The sequence below is a fragment of the Roseicyclus marinus genome, assembly GCF_036322625.1.
In the GTDB taxonomy this organism is placed as follows: domain Bacteria; phylum Pseudomonadota; class Alphaproteobacteria; order Rhodobacterales; family Rhodobacteraceae; genus Roseicyclus; species Roseicyclus marinus_A.
Window position 1 is genome coordinate 505,794 of sequence record NZ_AP027266.1, and the last position, 18,217, is coordinate 524,010.

The following is an 18,217-nucleotide window of genomic DNA, read 5'->3' on the forward strand; positions in this document are numbered from 1 at the left end:
CGCGCCACGGCGATTCCCCAACACGCAGGCTTGCACAACAGCCCTGCGCAGGTCAGCGTGCCGCAAAACAGGGGGGCGCAGATGCAGGATATGGACAGGATCATCCTCACCGCAAAGGCCGAGGGCACGGTGCTTGTCTGCGCCGAAGGGCTCAGTTTCTGGGGCGGGGTCGATCCCGATACGGGCCGCGTGATCGATGCACACCACCCGGCCCATGGCGCGGACCTTGCGGGGCGGATCGTCCTGATGCCCACAAGCCGCGGCTCCTGCTCGGGCAGCGGCGTCCTGTTGCAACTGGCGCTCTCGGGCCATGCCCCCGCCGCCCTGGTCTTTCGCGAGGCGGAAGAGGTTCTGACGCTCGGCGCGCTCATCGCCGCCCGCATGTTCGACAGGCCCCTGGCCGTTCTCCGCCTGACGCCCGACAGCTACGCCGCCCTTGCCCGCGAACCCCGCGCCACGATCACCGGCAACCGGCTGATCGCGGGCGCGCTCGATCTGCCGCTCACCCCCGTCACGCCGGACGATCTGGCGCTCGATGCAAACGATCACGCGCGCCTCTCCGGGGCCTCGGGCCGCGCCGTGCAACTGGCCCAAGAGATCCTGGGCACCATGGCCGCCGCCCAAGGGGCCGCACGGCTCATCGACGTGACGCGCGGCCATATCGACGGCTGCATCCTCGCCCATGACGCGAACCTGATCTTTGCCGAAGCCATGGCCGACATGGGCGCAGGGGTCGCCATCCCCACCACGATCAACGCCATCTCGGTCGACCGGCAGGGCTGGCGCGACCAGGGCGTGCCGCCCCTTTTCGGGTCCAAGGCCAGCCGCCTGGCCGAGGCCTATGTCACCATGGGCGTCACCCCCACCTTCACCTGCGCGCCCTATCAGGGCGTGTCGGTCCCGAACCGGGGCGAGGTCATCGGCTGGTCGGAATCCAATGCCGTCATCTACGCCAATTCCGTCCTGGGCGCGCGCACGGCCAAGCATCCCGATTACCTCGACCTCTTCATCGCCATGACGGGCCGCGCGCCGGAAACGGGCGTCTATCTGGATGCCAACCGGGTGGCGCAGGTGGTGATCGAAATCGACGCGCCCGCAGGCGCGGATGATGCGCTCTGGCCGCTTCTGGGTTGGCTTGCGGGCCTGCGCGCCCCCGACACCGTGCCGCTCTTGCGCGGTCTGGATGGCCTGTCCCCCACCCCCGACGACCTGCGCGCGCTGTGTGCGGCCTTCGGCACCACCTCGGCTTCGGCACTTTTGCATGTCGCGGGCGTGACGCCCGAGGGCGATCTGCCGCCCCGCCCCGGCGCGCCGGTCCTGCGCATCACGAAATCCGACATCGCCGCCGCATGGGCCGAATTCAACCAGGGCCCCGAGGCGGTGGAGCTTGTCGCCATCGGCAGCCCCCATGCCTCCCTGTCCGAGCTTCGCGCCTTCGACGCAGCCCTTGCGGGCCGGTCCTGCGCGCCTTGTGTCGCGGCCATCCTGACCGTGGGCCGGGATGTGTTGGAGGCCGCGCGGGCCGAGGGTCTCCTCGACCGCCTGCAAGAGGCGGGCGTGCAGGTCATCCCCGACCTGTGCTGGTGTTCGATCACCGAGCCGGTCTTCCCGCCAGGCGCCCGAACGCTCATGACGAATTCCGGCAAATACGCCCATTACGCGCCGGGCCTCAGCGCGCGGGCGGTCCGCTTCGGCAGCATCACATCCTGCGCCGAGGCGGCGGTGACGGGGCGCGCGGATGCAGCGCCCCCCGTCTGGTTGTCTTAACCCAGCGCCTCGGCACAGCGTCCGCAGACGCCCGCATGCCCATGGCTGCCCACATCGGGCAGGATCTTCCAGCAGCGCTGGCATTTCTCGCCCTCCGCCTTGTGGAAGACCACGCCGATCCCCGGATCGTCGAGCCGGAAGGCATCGTCTTGCGGCTCCCCCTCCATCACGCTCAACGCCGATGTGATGCACAAATCATCCATGCCCACGCCCTTGATGGTCGCGGCCAGCGCCGGATCGGCGATCTGCACCAGCGGGGCCGCTTCCAGCGATGCACCGATCACCTTGTCCCGGCGCTGCACCTCCAGCGCGGCGGTGACGACACGGCGCACCCGCCGGATATCGGCCCATTTCGCCGCCAGCGCCGCGTCGCGCCAGCTTGCCGGCGTTTCGGGGAAATCCTGCAGATGCACGCTCGACGCATCGCCCGGATGCCGGTCCAGCCAGACCTCTTCCATGGTGAACACCAGAACCGGGGCCAGCCACGTGGTCAGCCGCTCGAAGAGCATTTCCAGCACTGTCCGCGCAGCCCTGCGGCGCGGCGTATCCCCGTCGCAATAGAGCGCATCCTTGCGGATATCGAAGTAGAAGGCCGACAAATCCGTGGTGGCAAAGTTGAACAGCGCCTGGAACACGCCCTGGAAATCGTAAGCCGCATAGCCCTTGCGCACGACCTCATCCAGTTCCGACAACCGGTGCAGCACCCAGCGTTCCAGTTCAGGCATGTCCGCCGGATCGACCCGATCCGCCGCCGTCACATCGCCCAGCGACCCCAGCAGGAACCGCATCGTGTTGCGCAGGCGGCGATAGCTGTCGGCCACGCCTTTCAGGATCTCGGGCCCGATCCGCAGGTCGACGGTATAGTCCGACTGCGCCACCCAAAGCCGCAGGATATCGGCGCCGTATTGGTCGATGACCTCTTGCGGGGCGACGGTGTTGCCGATGGACTTGGACATCTTCATGCCCTTCTCGTCCAGCGTGAAGCCGTGGGTCAGAACCCCCCGATAGGGCGCGCGCCCGATCGTGCCGCAGGCCTGCAGCATCGAGGAATGGAACCACCCCCGGTGCTGGTCCGTGCCCTCCAGGTACAGATCGGCGATCCCGTCTTCGGACCCGTCTTCCCGGTCGCGCAGCACGAAAGCATGGGTGGACCCGGAATCGAACCAGACGTCGAGGATGTCGAACACCTGTTCCCACTCCTCGGGGTCGTATTCGTTCCCCAAAAAGCGGGCTTTCGCCCCGGGCTTGTACCAGGCATCGGCCCCTTCGGCCTCGAAGGCGTCGAGGATGCGGGCATTCACGGCCGGATCGCGCAGCAGGAAATCGGGGTCGGTCGGCTGCGCGCCCTTCTTGATGAAACAGGTCAGCGGCACGCCCCAGGCGCGCTGGCGCGACAAAACCCAATCGGGCCGCGCCTCGATCATGGAATACAGCCGGTTGCGCCCTGTCTTGGGCGTCCATTCCACCAGTTGGTCGATGGAGGTCAGCGCGCGGGTCCGGATCGTCTCGCCGTATTGGTCCATCCCGTCGCCCAGCGGCTTGTCGATGGCGGCGAACCATTGCGGGCGGTTCAGGCGGATGACGGGGGCCTTGGACCGCCACGAATGCGCATCGCTGATCGTGATCCGCTTGCGGGCCAAGAGCTTGCCAAGGCTCACCAGCTTGTCGATCACCACCTTGTTGGCATCGCCGGGCTTGCCGTTGGGCTTGATGATCTGCTCGCCCGCAAAGAACGGCAGATCGGGCCGGAAGGACGAGTCGTCGAGGATGTTGTAGGTCATGGCCAGGCCATGCTTGCGCCCGATCTCGAAATCGTCGTCACCATGACTCGGCGCGGTATGCACAAACCCCGTGCCCGCATCGTCGGTCACGTGATCGCCGGGGAAAAGCGGCACGTCGTAATCCCACTCGCCCTGCGCCCCCTCGGCCCCGCGCAAGGGATGCGCGCAGGTCAGCGCGGCCAGTTCCCCGGCCGTCACATCCCGCAGGCGGCGGTGCATCGTGGGCTCCAGCCGCATCGCCGCCAGCGCCTCGGGCGCAAGCTTGTCCGCGATCAGGTAGCGGTCGCCGGTCTTGGCCCAGCTTTCCGCAGGCGTGCCGGTGATCTCGTAAAGCCCGTAGGAGATGTCGGGCCCGAAACAGATCGCCCGGTTCTGCGGCAGGGTCCAGGGCGTGGTGGTCCAGATGACGACCTTCGCGCCCTCCGTCTCGCCCGTCGCGCCGCTGACAATCGCAAACGGCACCCAGACCGCATCCGTCTGGCGGTCGTGATATTCTACCTCCGCTTCGGCGAGCGCGGTCTTTTCCACGGGCGACCACATCACGGGCTTGGAGCCCTGGTAGAGCGCGCCGTTCATGAGGAATTTCATAAACTCCTCGGTAATGACTCGCTCGGAATGGTAATCCATCGTTAAGTATGGCTTGTCCCAAGTGCCGGTCACGCCCAGCCGCTTGAACTCCTCGCGCTGCACGTCGATCCAGCCCTCGGCAAAGCGGCGGCATTCCTGGCGGAAGTCGACGACATCGACCTTGTCCTTGTCCTGCCCCTTGGCGCGATAGGCTTCCTCGATCTTCCATTCGATGGGCAGACCGTGACAATCCCAGCCAGGGATATAGCGGGCATCGCGACCCATCATCTGCTGGCTGCGGACCACCATGTCCTTGAGAATCTTGTTCAAGGCATGCCCGATATGCAGGTTCCCGTTGGCATACGGGGGGCCGTCATGCAGCGTGAAGGGCTTGCGCGATCCATCCTTGGCCTTGTCGCGCAGGCGGTCGTAGACGCCGATCTCCTCCCAACGGGCCAGCCAGCCCGGTTCGCGCTGGGGCAGGCCCGCGCGCATCGGGAATTCGGTCTTGGGCAGGTTCAGCGTGTCCTTGTAGTCCACGGCATCGGAAGTGGCAGGGGTATCGGCGCACATCGGGGGCGCTCCTCATCTGTCGGGTCGGGTCGGGGAATAGAAGGGGCGGTGCGATAGCTCAAGCACCTATGTCCCGGCGGCTCAGGGTCAGAGCGCCGGGCGGCTAATTCGAATGATGATGATCGAACGCTGTCCCATGCCCGGCGGTATAGGCCGACGGCGCGCCAAGCTCAATGTGCAAAGAAACCCCAGACCCATGGGGCCTGCCCGCCGCCATTCTTTTTGCGACTTGGATCACCCCGCCGGCGGCGCGGGTGTCGTGACACGTGCCGCCCGGCTCAGGTTCCGCTCGCGCAGCACGATGTAAAGCCCCGAGGCGATGGTGACCCCGATCCCGATCAGGGCCAGCCCGTTCGGAAACTCCCCGAAAATCGCAAGGCCAACCAAGGCCGCTGCCGGAATTTCAAGGTATTGCATCGGTGCAAGGGTCGATGCCGGCGCGAACCGCAGCGACCAGGTCATCAACAGATGCCCGAATGTCCCCGTCAGCCCAAGCGCCACCAAAAGCCACAAGGCCCCGGCATCGGGCGGGGCGATCCATCCGACCAGGGGCGGCGTGCCGCCGAATTCGGGCAGCAGCAACAGCGGCAACAGGATCGGCAATCCGATGATCCCGCCCAGCCCCTGCAAGGCGATGGGATCGATCTCCTTGGCGACCTGGCGGGTCACCAGCATGAAAAGCGCAAAGATCACCGCGACCGCCAGCGGCAAGAGCGCGGGCCAACCCACGGCGGCAAAGCTCGGTTGCACGACCATCAAGGTCCCCACGAAACCCACGGCACAGGCCGCCATCCGCCTTGGCCCCACCTCTTCCTTCAGCACGTAGTGTCCAAGGATCAGCATGATGAAGGGCATGACAAAGGCGATGGCCACCGCATCCGCCAAGGGCAGGAACCGCAGCGCCGAGAACATCATCCCGATGCCCCCGATCTGCAACAGCGTCCGCGCCGCCGCCAGCCGCACCACCCGCGCCGAGGGAAAGATCACCGCCCCCCGCACAAGCGCAAGCGGTAGCAACAGCCCCGCCTGTGCGCCAAAGCGGACAAGGATCAGCTGCAACAGCGGAAAGACACCGCCCAGAAGCTTGGCCAGCGCATCGGAAAACGGGATCATGACGCAAAAGCCCAGCATCAAGAGGATGCCCAGCAGCGGTCGGTCGGTCTGGCTCTGGCTCATGACCTCTCAATGCCGTGCCCGGCATCGCTTGTCACGCCCCCGAAATCCCTTCGCGATACGCCCGCACCTCCGCCAGAAGCGCGCTTGCCTCCCGGTCCTCGATGCCGACCTCGGCCAGATGCGCGACGGTGCTGGCCAGATAGTCGTAGCTCGTGCCCAGAAACCCCATACCCGTCGCCGCATAGCGGACCTGCATCGCGCGCGCGATATCGCCCTCCATCGACGGATCGTCGTGATCGGCAAGGAAACTCAGCGCCCGAACCTTTTGGCCCGCGATATCCACGGGGATGAAGCGTGCGTGATAGCCCGGCCCGATCATCTCGCGCCGGAACAGGATCTCGGTCTCGGTCTCGACCTTTTCCGCCGCGATGCGGAACGCGACCCCTTCGCAGCCGGGCCCGTGATCGAGCGCCGCCATCAGCCCCGGCGCCTCCGCCGTGCCGCGCCCGCCGTGCCGGTCGACAAGGATGAACCGCCGCGCATGCCCCGGCGCATGGGCGCGGCGCAATTCCGCGAAATCGAGCGCCGGGTCCCAGATGAGCGAGCCATAGGCAAAAACCCACAGATCGCCTGCGTGGCCGGTCAGCGCCTCCCGCCGCAATCCTTCCCGCAACGCGTCGGGATGAAAGGGAAAGCTCAGGGGCAAGCCCCGCTCGACCAGCGTGGCCCGGACACGTTCGGTGGTGATGGTCCGGAAATAGGATTCCGCAAAGGGCTTGATCCGCCCCCTCAGCCCCGGATGATGCCGAAACGGATCGCTCATGCGCCCGTCTGCCCGAAAAGTCCCGCCAGCGCCCGTTTGACCAGCGAGCCGACGCCGGGCCGCCGCCCCTCGCCAAAGGGCAATGGGCGGCAGACTTCCATCGCGGCCAGGCCCACCCGCGCCGTCAAGGCCCCGTTCACGACCCCTTCGCCGAACCGGCGGCTGACCTTGGACAGGATCGAACCGCCCGCGACCGACCCGATCAGGTCATCCCCGATCGCCACGGCCCCCGTCGCCACCAGATGCGTCAGAACCGCCCGGAGCAGGCGGACCGATCCCATCATGCCCGACCGCCCGCCGTAGATCTCCGCGATGCGCCGGATCATCCGGATATTGGCGGTCAGGGCCGCCACCACATCGGCCAGCGCGATGGGCACCAGGGCCGTCACGGTGGCGACCTGCCGCGCCGCCGCCTCCACCTCGGCGCGTGCCATCGCGTCGAGCGGCGCCAGAAGATGCGCCTCGGCCAGTGTCAAAAGCGTCTCCGCCTCGAACACCTCCGCGCCTTGCCGCGCCAGCTCGGCCCGACCCAGCTCCAGCCGCGCCCGGCCCCGGTAAAGCGCGTCAAGCCGACCCACCACCCGGCGGGCCGCCGCCAGATCGCCGGTGGATCGCGCCGCTTCCGCCTCCCGCCGCAAACCGTCAAGCCGCCCCAACCGGGCAAAGGCCGCCGCCTCGCCCAGCGCGATCAGGATCAGGGACAGCAGGACCACCCCCACCAATCCCGTGGCCACCCAGCCCAAGATCGGTCGCGTCGTCAAAAGACCTGTAACGAAATCCCAGGTCGCGAGCGACAGAACCAATCCCGAAAGCCCCAGAACGGCCCCCCAGAACAGCCGCCAAAGCCGGCTCGGTCGCCGCGCGCCCAGCGTCGCCATCACCTGCATCGCCTGTCCTTGCGGCAGTCCCGGCGCATCGGGAACCGGCGGTGCATCCTGCGGCCCGGTGCCTTGCGCGCCCTCCAGCTCGATCAGGACGGGGCCTTTTCGCTCACTCATCTTCCGGCCCTCTTTGCTTTCCAAATACTCCGGGGAGTCGCCAAAGGCGACGGGGGGCAGCGCCCCCCTTTGTCCACAACGGGGCAGCGCCCCTTCGGCGGCACCCCCCTCATCCCAGCCGATCCCCCAGCAGGAACTGCGCCGCCCGGTCGAGCCGGATATGCGGTGGCCCCTCGCCGGGGCGCAGCGTCAGGGGCGCAGGCGCAAAGCGCATCACGCCGTAATCGCCGCCAAGCCACTGGGCCGCCCCGGACCGCGCCGGGTGCAGAAGGGCGGCGGGATCCTCGGGCAGATCGCCCGGATGCAGCGCCGCCTGACGCCCCGTGTCCAGCAAGATGCCCCGCACCAGCCCCAGATCGACCCCGTCGACGCTGCGCCGTTCCTCGACCGTGGCACGCAAGGCGGCGATCGCCATGGCCTGTGTCCGGGCCCCCGCGAAATCGGCCCGCCTGCGCGCTTCGGCGACCAGTGCCGCCATGATCGCGGCAAGCCTGTCGTGCTGTTCGTGGTGCAGATGATCGGCTTTCGTCGCGGCAAACAGGATCCTGTCCACCCGCCGCGTCCCCAGAAGCGTCGACAAAAACGCCGATCTCCCGGGCCGGAACGCGCCCAGGATGCCTGTCATCGCCTGCCGCAAATCCTCCAGCGCCGCGGGGCCTGCATGGATTGCGCCCAGAACATCCACCAGCACCACCTGCCGGTCGATCCGCGCGAAATGCGCGCGGAAAAACGGCTTCACCACCTGCGCCTTGTAGGCCTCGAAGCGGCGGGCGCATTCGCGGGCCAGCGATCCGCGCGGCGCTTGCGACGGGGGCAGCGGCGCGAAGGTCAGGACCGGTGACCCCTCCAGATCGCCGGGCAACAGGAACCGCCCCGGCGTGCAATCCGAATACCCCGCCTCCCGCGCGTCCTTGAGATAGGCGGTCCAGTCGCGCGCCAGCGCTGCGGCTTGCGGCTCGGACAGGGGGGCATCGGGGTCGATTGTCGCCAGTCGCGCGCGAAACGCCTCGGCCTCGGGCCGCTTTTCCGCCCGTGCCAGCGCCTCGGCCGACCAGCCCGCGAAATCCTGTTCCAGAAGCCCAAGGTCCAAAAGCCATTCGCCGGGATAATCCACGATGTCCAGATGCACGGTCCTGAGGCCCGACAGCCCCCCGAGCATCCCCTTGGGCCGCACCTTCAGCGACAGGCGCAATTCCGACACGCTCCGTGTGCTTTCGGGCCAATGCGGCGCGGGGCCGGTCAGGGCCGCCAGATGGGTTTCGAAGTCGAAGCGCGGGACGGTATCGTCGGGTTGGGGTTGCAGATAGGCCGCCTCGATCCGACCCGATTGCGCGGCTTCCAGACCCGGCATCCGGCCCCGGTCCAGCAGGTTCGCCACGAGCGAGGTGATGAAAACCGTCTTGCCAGCCCGGCTCAGGCCGGTGACACCCAGCCGGATCACCGGCTCGAACAACAGGCCCGACACGCCGCGCGCCGCCCCTTCGATCTGTCGCCCCACGGCGTCGGCGATGGTTCCGATGACCAAACTGCGGTTCCTGTCCTGCACGGGGTCCATACTTGCCTTCTGACAGTAAGCATCGGGGCAGGTCATTGCGAGGGGGCGAATGCCCCCGCGCTTCCCCCTTGGCGCGGAGGGGGCTTTGCGCCTATGTGCCCCCCATGCCCCGCTATGCCCTGAAACTCGAATATGACGGCGCGCCCTTTGCCGGGTGGCAGCGTCAGGCCGACCAGCCCAGCGTGCAGGGCGCGGTCGAGGCGGCATTGGCCGCGCTCGAAGCTGACGTTCCCTCCATCGCGGCGGCGGGGCGGACCGATGCCGGGGTCCATGCCACGGGGCAGGTGGCCCAATGCGACATGACCCGTGACTGGGATCCCTTTCGCCTGTCCGAGGCGCTGAACTGGCATCTGAAACCCGCCCCCGTCGCGGTGCTTGCCTGTGCCCGTGTTCCCGATGATTGGCATGCGCGCTTTTCGGCCATCGAACGGCGCTACACCTATCGCGTGATCTGCCGCCGCGCGCCGCTTGTCCATGACCGGGGGCAGGCGTGGCTGGTCAAGCAGCCGCTCGACGTGGCGGCGATGCGCGCGGCCGCGCGGCACCTGGTGGGTCTGCATGATTTCACCACCTTCCGCGCCGTCCATTGCCAGGCCCAAAGTCCGGTCAAGACGCTGGACGAGGTGACGGTCGAGGAGATCGCCCGCCCCGATGCGCAGGAAATCCGCTTTCACCTGCGCGCGCGGTCCTTTCTGCACAACCAGGTCCGGTCCATCGTCGGCACGCTCGAACGGGTGGGCGCGGGGGCATGGGCGCCTTCGGATGTCGCGACAGCCCTTGCCGCCGCCGACCGCGCGGCTTGCGGCCCCGTCGCCCCGCCCGAGGGGCTTTACCTGACGGGCGTGGGATATCCTCGGGACGTATTTGGCTGAAACATCCCGGCGCGGCATCTGGTCTCGCCCCCTCTGGCCCTGTCCACGCTGGACGGCGGGATTTCGGTGTACTATTGCATACCAAAATTCCTGAGCCTCCGGGGGACACCCATGACCGACCAGAATACGCCCGACATCATCTACACCAAGGTCGACGAAGCGCCCGAGCTCGCCTCGGCCTCGCTCCTGCCGATCATCCAGAGCTTTGCCGCTGCCGCCGGCGTCAGCGTCGGCATCCGCGACATCTCGCTCGCGGGCCGCATCCTGGCCGCTTTCCCCGAGAACCTGACGCCCGAGCAGCGCATCAGCGACGACCTCGCCATCCTTGGCGAACTGGTCAAGACGCCCGAGGCCAATGTCATCAAGCTGCCCAACATCTCGGCCTCCGTGCCGCAGCTGGTCGCCGCGATCCGCGAATTGCAGGGGCAGGGCTATGCGATCCCCGATTACCCCGAAACCCCCGCGACCGAGGCCGAGAAAACCGCCCGCGCGCGCTATGACGCGATCAAGGGCTCGGCCGTGAACCCCGTCCTGCGCGAGGGCAATTCCGACCGCCGCGCTGCAACGGCCGTCAAGAAATACGCCCAGGCCAACCCGCACCGCATGGGCGAGTGGACCCGCGACAGCAAGACCCGTGTCGCCTCCATGGCGGGTGGCGATTTCCGCGCCAATGAAACCTCCGCCACACTTGGCGCCGCCGCCAAGGCGCGCATCGTCCTGACCGCCGCCGATGGCAGCGAACATCTGCTCAAGGATGGCGTCAGCTACCCGGCAGGGACCGTGGTCGACGCAACCTACATGAGCGCCGCCGCGCTGTCCGACTTCCTCGCGCAGGAAATCGCCCGCACCAAGGCAGAAGGGACGCTCTTTTCGCTGCACCTCAAGGCGACGATGATGAAGGTCTCGGACCCGATCATCTTCGGCCATGCCGTGCGCGCCTTCCTCGCCCCCGTCTTCGAGGCGTTCGGGGATCGCATGGCGGCCCTGGGCGTCAACCCGAACTCGGGCCTCGGCGATCTGTTGGAGCGGGTGAAGGGCGAGGCCGACATCATGGCCGCCATCGAAGCCTGCATGGGCGAGCGCCCGCCGCTTTACATGGTCGACAGCGACCGCGGCATCACCAACCTGCACGTCCCCTCGGACGTGATCGTCGATGCCTCCATGCCGGCGCTGATCCGGGCAGGCGGCAAGGGCTGGGGCCCCGACGGCAAGGAACATGATGCCGTCTGCGTGATCCCCGACACCTGCTATGCGCCCGTCTATGACGAGACGATCGAATTCTTCAAACAGAACGGCAAGCTGAACCCCGCCACGGCCGGCACGGTCCAGAACCTTGGCCTGATGGCGCAGAAGGCGGAAGAATACGGCTCACACCCCACCACCTTCGAAATCCCCGCCGATGGCGTGGTCCGCATGGTGCTGGAGGACGGCACGATCCTGCACGAGCACAAGGTGCAGAAAGGCGACATCTGGCGTTCGGCCAGCGCGCGCAAGGCGCCCATCGAGGATTGGGTGAACCTTGCCATCGAGCGGCAGGCGATCACCGGCTATCGCTCGATCTTCTGGCTCGACGAGACCCGCGCCCATGACGCGCAGCTGATCGCCATGGTCAAGCCGATCCTCGAGGCCCGTGGCGTTGCGGACAAGTTCGAGATCATGGCGCCGCGCGAAGCGACCCGCGCCAGCCTCGAGACGATCACCAAGGGCGAGAATTGCATCGCCATCACCGGCAACGTCTTGCGCGACTACCTGACCGACCTGTTCCCGATCCTCGAGCTTGCGACCTCGGCCAAGATGCTCTCGATCGTGAAGCTGATGCAGGGCGGTGGCCTGTTCGAAACCGGCGCGGGTGGCTCTGCCCCCAAGCATGTCCAGCAATTGCAGGGCGAAAACCACCTGCGGTGGGACAGCCTTGGTGAATTCTGCGCGCTTGGCGAAAGCTTCCGCTTCCTCGCGCAGACCAAGGGCAATGCAAAGGCCAAGGTGTTGGGCGATGCGGTCGATACCGCGACCCAAGGCATCCTCGACCATGACCGCAGCCCGGGCCGCAAGGCGGGTGAGCCCGACAACCGCGACAGCCACTACTGGTTCGCGCGCTACTGGGCCGAAGCCCTTGCCGCCCAGACCGAGGATGCGGGCCTTGCCGCCCATTTCGCCCCGGTGGCCAAGGCGCTGTCCGATGGCGAGGCGGCGATTCTCGCCGAACTGCACGCCGCGCGCGGCCAGGCCGTGGATCAGGGCGGCTATTACCACCCCGATCCGGTCAAGACCGCCGCGATCATGCGCCCCTCGGCCACGCTGAACGCGATCATCGGCTGAAAGACGATCTTTCCCAAAGGAAAAGCCCCGGCCATCGCCGGGGCTTTTTCCGTTTCACGGGCAGTCCGTTGTGACCATTTCGCAATCCGTCTGCAGGGCCGCCACCAGATCGGCCACCTGCACCGTCATGGCGGCCATGTCGCCAGTGTCGAACCCGCACAGATAGGCGCGGTGGGGCGCAAGCTGGGCCGCCACGGTGTCCCGCCAATCCTCGGGCGACAGGTCAAGCACCTGTTCGGCGGTGTAGAGCAGGTAATCGACATAGGCCTGATAGGCGCGCTGGCGCAGGGGATCGGTCGCGGGACAAGACTGCGACGCGGCCAGTTCCGGGCGCTGGATCGTGATGTTCAGGAATTCCCGGTAGATTTCCCGCGCGGCCTGCTCGCGGCTGGTGCGGTCGCTCGCGGCGATCTGCAGGGGCACCAAGATCGCGGCTGCAACGGCGGCCAAGGCCATGAGGATCGTGCCGATTGCCCCGATCGCTTCGGCATGACGCTTGAACCAGGCCATCACACGCACTCCCTCACACAAAACACGGCTCTCCACAGCCTAGCCGGACCAGTGCATCGGGCAAGCGCTCTTCACGTGCTCGGGCGCATCATGCCTGCCTATTTGCGTGGCTGGCTTTGGGGTGGTGGGAGTGAGGATTTGGTGGAGCCTAGGGGGATCGACACCAAACAATATGAATCATCTTTTTTGTTGAATAACAGTAAGTTCAAGATCATCCTTTGGTCAGAATGAAATGGTCAGAATAGGGTTGATGCTGAAGTGCCGGGCAAGAGTAGCAAAGGCGGAGAGAGGCTTCTTACTCTCAAGGGTAACGTGTGGTGGTTTCGCCGAGAGGTCCCGAAGGCAGCCCGGTTTGCCAATGATGGCAAGTCTTGGTTGATGGTGAACCTTCACACATCCGATATCCTTCAAGCAAAGCGGCGACGAGACGAACTCGACCCCATTACCCGGATACAGTTTCGGCAGCTTGCAGAGGGCAAAAGAACAAGCTTCGCATTGCCTGGTTGGTGCCCGGTGAGGGTCAACTTAGAGGCCGCTGCTCGTGGAGCTTTATCAAGCGCCGCTCTGGCCTTGGCTGTTGATGAAGACGAGATTGACCTTATAGCGTTTGCTGCAGAGGCGGAGCGGGACTCTGTCATTCCTAGCCAGCGCCGTGCCTTCGATGATGCGTTCGTTGGTCGAGTAGACGTGGACCACTATCTCGAAGAGTATCTTTTAAAGGCCGATCTAGCGCCGAAGACCGTTAAAGAGCAGCGCGGGTTAATTGGTCGATTTGCTGCGTGGTGCCGAGAGCGAGGGATCAAGCTGGACCGCATAAATAAAAGGACTGCAGGAAAGTATGTTTCTGAGGTCATCGATGAAATGCATCCATCAACTCAGAAAAAACACCTTACGGCACTCCGTTCTTACTGGAGATTTCTTGCGCGTCGTGGCCACGTTACTCTCCCGGCGGGGGAGAAGATCAAGACCGGCTGGCCTTGGAATGACCAAGAGATGGAGCGCAATGGAAAGCGAGTTGAGCGTGGATCGAAAGAGGAGCGAGAGCGTCCATTCACTGACGACGAGGTCATCACTCTGCTTTACGCTCAACTACCTGGGCGCAACAAATGGAACACGACGCTTCGGGATGCCGTAAAAATAGGCCTTCTGTCTGGAATGCGACTTGCTGAAATATTGACACTCTGGGTTGAGGAAGTGCGCGACGAAGGGCCAGAGATAGGAATAGTTTTTGATATTCAGCAGGGGAAGACTGAAGCGGCAGCTCGGAAAGTGCCGGTACACTCTGAGTTGCAAGAGATCATTCAAAGGCGCATGAGGGGCAAGAAAGGGAAGGAATGGCTGTTTGATGAGTGTGCAAAGCTTGGGGACCCCGGCGATACGCTCGGAAAAGCCTTTGGCAGGTTCCGCAAAGCCTTAGGGGTGCATGAGAAACCAGAGGGCGTTCGGAGGTCGCTCGTCAACTTCCATTCTACGAGGCGGACATTTGCAACAAAGGCTGATCGAGCGGGGGTACGAGATGCGATTATCAAGGATGTCTTGGGCCACGTTCCTGACAAAAAGGACACAACGCGCTCTTCCTACATAGCGAAGTCCTCAGGGCGACAAATGCGCGCTTGCGTAGAGGCTGTGAAGGTTCCCTCCCCCTGAGATACCAGCATCTTGGCAGTCAAATGCATTTTTAGCTTTTCAGACCCCTTGCGGAGGAACGGCCATTGGAAATTTTTGTGGGTGACTTAAGGGTTACTGAGGATATTTGGGTTCCAATCGCTGCTACGCTGTTGGGTGGGATGTTGGCGCTTTTGGGCTCCTTTGGCGCGATGTGGTGGTCCAATCGTTTTGCGCTTCGGACGCGTGAGGCAGAGTTGGAACGCCTCCAAGCCGAGCGGGCCTTTGGCACCCTTTTCAAACTACTGCACGCGCACAATGCAGCGGCAAATCTTGACCAACAAATAAGTGAGATGTTTTTGGATGCAGCTCAAAATGGCGCTGAGGGGATGGACCCATGGGCTAAGGTAATGGAGTTGGTTGGTGCTCCAGATGAAATTCAAAGTATCGATCCAAGTGAAACCGCATTTTTAATACATATGAAAAAGTCAGATCTTCTAAATGATATACATCTAATCCAGATGCGAATTGCCAATATAATGGGATCGGTTGAAAAATACTCAAGCCTGCGAGCGGAGATGCAAACATTTCTTAGCGCTAATATGGTGGAGGGAAATATTGAAGGGGGGACACAGATGCAGGCTGCGTTTCATGGTGGTGCCGCAGTTCAAGCGGAGCTGATGACTGCAAGGCTAAATAACTTGCTAGGTCAAATAATTGAAAAGCTAGACGAAGACATTCCTATTTCATGGGATATTTTATGCAAGTTTAAGGATGCTGCAATTCTTCGGTATGGAAAGCTCTTCCCTGAATTCGAACTACGAAATGATGCAACCGGAAAAAAAGACTAGCTGCTCGGAGTTATCGATATCGCCCTTGACGACGGCAGTCTGCTAAATCTGTTGCAGACGAGTTGCCATAAAGCGGCAGCCTGATACGCTATGGCGGATTATTGCTGGAAAAGACATGCTTGGCCCCGAACAGATCGCTCGCACCAAGATCGACGCGCTGCTTTCGGCAGCGGGCTGGGTCCTGCAAGACCGCGACCAGTTCAACAAGAGCGCCGCCCTTGGTGTGGCGGTGCGGGAGTTCTCCCTCCCTGCGGGACCCTGCGATTACCTCCTGTTCGTGGACGGCAAGGCAGCCGGGGTCGTCGAGGCGAAGAAGACTGGTGTCACCCTCAGTGGGGTCGCGGAGCAGTCCGAAAAGTACATGGCAAAACTGCCTGACCACCTGGCCCGGTGGCAAGACACCCTGCGGTTCGATTACGAAAGCACGGGGGATGAGACCTTCTTCCGCGACATGGCTGACCCCAAGCCCCGCTCGCGTCGCCTCTTCGCCTTCCACCGGCCCGAGACGCTTCACGCCTGGCTGAAGGACACGGCAACACTCAGGGCCCGTCTTCAGGCCCTTCCACCTCTGGACACCAAAGGCCTCAGGGATTGCCAGGTTGAGGCCATCACCGGCCTTGAGGAGTCCTTCGCCAACGACCGCCCACGCGCCTTGATCCAACTGGCCACCGGCGCGGGAAAGACCTTTACCGCCTGTTCCTTCGCCTACCGCCTGATCAAGCATGGCGGGGCCAAGCGCATCCTCTTCCTGGTGGACCGCAACAACCTTGGTGACCAGACGCTTAAGGAGTTTCAGAACTTCCTCCCCCATGGTGCCGCCAATCGCTTCACGGACACATACATCGTCCAGCACCTGCACTCTCACAGGATCGACCCCGACGCGAAGGTCGTGATCACCACGATCCAGCGCCTCTATTCCATGCTCCGGGGCCAGGAGCTGTTCGAGGAGGATGAAGAGGCATCCGGCTTCGAGACGTGGCAGGGCGAGGACGGCGAGCCTCTGCCGCTCGCCTACAACCCCGACATCCCCATCGAGACCTTCGACTTCGTGGTAACCGACGAATGCCACCGCTCGATCTACGGCCTGTGGCGGCAGGTGCTGGAATATTTCGACGCCTCGATCATCGGACTTACAGCCACACCCTCCAAACACACGCTGGGCTTCTTCAACCAAAACCTCGTCGCGGAATACCCCTATGAACGCTCCGTCGCGGATGGCGTGAACGTCGGCTATGAAATCTACCGCATCCGCACCCGCGTCACCGAAGAAGGCGGCAAGGTCGAAACCGACGACACCGGCTTTCAGGTCCCCGTGCGTGACAAGCGCACCCGCAAGGTCCGCTATGAACAGCTCGACGCAGATCTGGAATACACCGCCAAGGAACTCGACCGCTCCGTCGTGAACCCCAACCAGATCAGGACCGTCCTGCAAACTTACAAGGACCGGGTCTTCACCGAACTGTTCCCCGACCGCACCGGCGACTGGCTCCCCAAGACCCTGATCTTCGCCAAGGACGACAACCACGCTGAGGAAATCGTCCATGCCGTGCGCGAGGTCTTCAACGAAGGCAATGACTTCGCCAAGAAGATCACCTACCGAAACACTGGCGAAGACCCGAAGTCGATGATCAAGGCCTTTCGGGTCGACCCCTTCCCCCGCGTCGCAGTGACCGTCGACATGATCGCCACGGGCACCGACATCAAGCCGGTCGAGGTGTTGATCTTCATGCGGGACGTGAAATCCGAAGGCTACTATGAGCAGATGAAGGGGCGCGGCGTCCGCACCATCCCTGATGCCGACCTGCAAGCCGTCACCCCCGATGCCAAGACCAAGACCCGCTTCATCCTGATCGACGCTGTCGGCGTGTCCGAGACGAAAAAGAACGCCTCCCAGCCGCTGGAACGCAAGAAGTCCTTCAGCTTCGACGCCCTGATCGAACAGATCGCCATGGGACGCCGGGATGAGGATGCGCTGTCATCCCTTGCCGCGCGCCTCGCCATTCTCGACCGCAAGCTGGGGGATGAGGACCGTGCCCGCATTGCCGAGGTCACGGGCGGCAAGACCCCGCGCGATCTGGCAAACGCGCTCCTCGACGCCATCGACATCGACAAGCAGCAAGCCGCCACCTGCGAACGTCACGGCCCTGCGCCCACGCCCGAGCAAGAACGCGCCGTGATCGAGGAGCTGACCGACACCGCCTGCCGTCCCTTCGACAACCCCGCTGCCCGAAATCTGCTCAAGGACATCAAGCAAAAGACCGACATCTTCATCGACGAGATCACCACCGATGAGCTAACCGGCGCGGGCTTTGACATGAAGCGGGCCGAGGAAACCATCACCAGCTTCCGCGTCTTCATTGACGACAACCGCGATGAACTGACCGCGCTGCAAATCCTCTACAACCAGCCCTACGGCGCGCAGCGGCTGACCTATGCCGCCATCCGCGAACTGGTGACGGTGATGGGCGAACGCCCGCCCTATCTGAATACCGCGACCGTCTGGCAGGCTTACAAACGCCTCGATGCCGCCCGTGTGCGCGGCGCGCCTGTCGATGAACAACTGACCGAGGTGGTCAGCCTTGTCCGCTTTGCCCTGGGTCAGACCGAGGTGTTGGAGCCCTTCGCAACCATCGTTGAACAGCGGTTCAACCTGTGGATGGGCCGCGAGAAGAAGGCGGGCCGCGACTACACCCAGGAGCAGGAAGATTGGCTACGAGCCATCGCGTCCTTCATCGCCGCCAATGCCGAGATCGCGCCGCGCGACTTCATGGAGGTGCCAAGCCTTGCCGACCGGGGCGGGATCGTGCAAGCCCGCAAGGTGTTGGGGACAGGGTTGAACGACATGCTAGAAGACTTGCAGGGGGCGCTGGTCGCGTAACG

12 protein-coding genes are annotated in these 18,217 nt (G+C 64.3%); 6 read left to right on the forward strand and 6 right to left on the reverse strand.

Going from position 1 to position 18,217, the window contains the following annotated elements; genetic code table 11:
* The first annotated feature begins 81 nt into the window (after positions 1-81).
* On the forward strand, positions 82-1,767 hold the full coding sequence (locus AABA51_RS02480) for an aconitase family protein (protein WP_338274082.1): 1,686 nt from the start codon (positions 82-84) through the stop codon (positions 1,765-1,767).
* On the opposite strand, the gene ileS is transcribed toward AABA51_RS02480, so the two are convergent.
* The 5 genes from ileS to AABA51_RS02505 all read right to left on the reverse strand — a co-directional run bounded on the left by ileS (position 1,764) and on the right by AABA51_RS02505 (position 9,150).
* Positions 1,764-4,688: an isoleucine--tRNA ligase gene (gene ileS / locus AABA51_RS02485; RefSeq protein ID WP_338274084.1), complete on the reverse strand. Its 2,925-nt coding sequence runs from the start codon at positions 4,686-4,688 to the stop codon at positions 1,764-1,766. The genes AABA51_RS02480 and ileS overlap by 4 nt on opposite strands.
* 234 nt (positions 4,689-4,922) lie before the next feature.
* On the reverse strand, positions 4,923-5,864 hold the full coding sequence (locus AABA51_RS02490; RefSeq protein ID WP_338274085.1) for a DMT family transporter: 942 nt from the start codon (positions 5,862-5,864) through the stop codon (positions 4,923-4,925).
* A 31-nt stretch (positions 5,865-5,895) separates the two neighbouring features.
* Complete coding sequence (locus AABA51_RS02495) at positions 5,896-6,627, reverse strand: gamma-glutamylcyclotransferase (protein ID WP_338274087.1); 732 nt, start codon at positions 6,625-6,627, stop codon at positions 5,896-5,898.
* The gene (locus tag AABA51_RS02500) at positions 6,624-7,625 is read right to left on the reverse strand and encodes a YcjF family protein (RefSeq protein ID WP_338274088.1); all 1,002 of its coding nucleotides are present in this window, start codon (positions 7,623-7,625) and stop codon (positions 6,624-6,626) included. Before AABA51_RS02500 ends, AABA51_RS02495 begins: the two co-directional genes overlap by 4 nt.
* Before the next feature lie 109 nt (positions 7,626-7,734).
* Complete coding sequence (locus AABA51_RS02505) at positions 7,735-9,150, reverse strand: YcjX family protein (protein WP_338274090.1); 1,416 nt, start codon at positions 9,148-9,150, stop codon at positions 7,735-7,737.
* Positions 9,151-9,284: 134 nt separating this feature from the next.
* Here AABA51_RS02505 and truA point away from each other — a divergent pair, with 134 nt between their 5' ends.
* Positions 9,285-10,052, forward strand: coding sequence for a tRNA pseudouridine(38-40) synthase TruA (gene truA / locus AABA51_RS02510; RefSeq protein ID WP_338274092.1), 768 nt, complete (start codon positions 9,285-9,287; stop codon positions 10,050-10,052).
* 111 nt (positions 10,053-10,163) lie between these two features.
* Positions 10,164-12,371 (forward strand): NADP-dependent isocitrate dehydrogenase, encoded by a 2,208-nt coding sequence (locus tag AABA51_RS02515; protein WP_338274094.1) that lies wholly within the window; start codon positions 10,164-10,166, stop codon positions 12,369-12,371.
* A 54-nt stretch (positions 12,372-12,425) separates the two neighbouring features.
* On the opposite strand, the gene AABA51_RS02520 is transcribed toward AABA51_RS02515, so the two are convergent.
* Positions 12,426-12,881 (reverse strand): hypothetical protein, encoded by a 456-nt coding sequence (locus AABA51_RS02520; protein WP_338274097.1) that lies wholly within the window; start codon positions 12,879-12,881, stop codon positions 12,426-12,428.
* Between the two features lie 378 nt (positions 12,882-13,259).
* Between AABA51_RS02520 and AABA51_RS02525 the strand changes: the two genes are divergently transcribed.
* From AABA51_RS02525 to AABA51_RS02535, 3 genes are all read left to right on the forward strand, one after another.
* The gene (locus tag AABA51_RS02525) at positions 13,260-14,528 is read left to right on the forward strand and encodes a tyrosine-type recombinase/integrase (RefSeq protein ID WP_338276402.1); all 1,269 of its coding nucleotides are present in this window, start codon (positions 13,260-13,262) and stop codon (positions 14,526-14,528) included.
* Between the two features lie 65 nt (positions 14,529-14,593).
* The gene (locus tag AABA51_RS02530) at positions 14,594-15,337 is read left to right on the forward strand and encodes a hypothetical protein (RefSeq protein WP_338274099.1); all 744 of its coding nucleotides are present in this window, start codon (positions 14,594-14,596) and stop codon (positions 15,335-15,337) included.
* A 115-nt stretch (positions 15,338-15,452) separates the two neighbouring features.
* Positions 15,453-18,215, forward strand: a complete 2,763-nt coding sequence (locus AABA51_RS02535) for a DEAD/DEAH box helicase family protein (protein WP_338274101.1) — start codon at positions 15,453-15,455, stop codon at positions 18,213-18,215.
* The last annotated feature ends 2 nt before the right edge of the window (positions 18,216-18,217 follow it).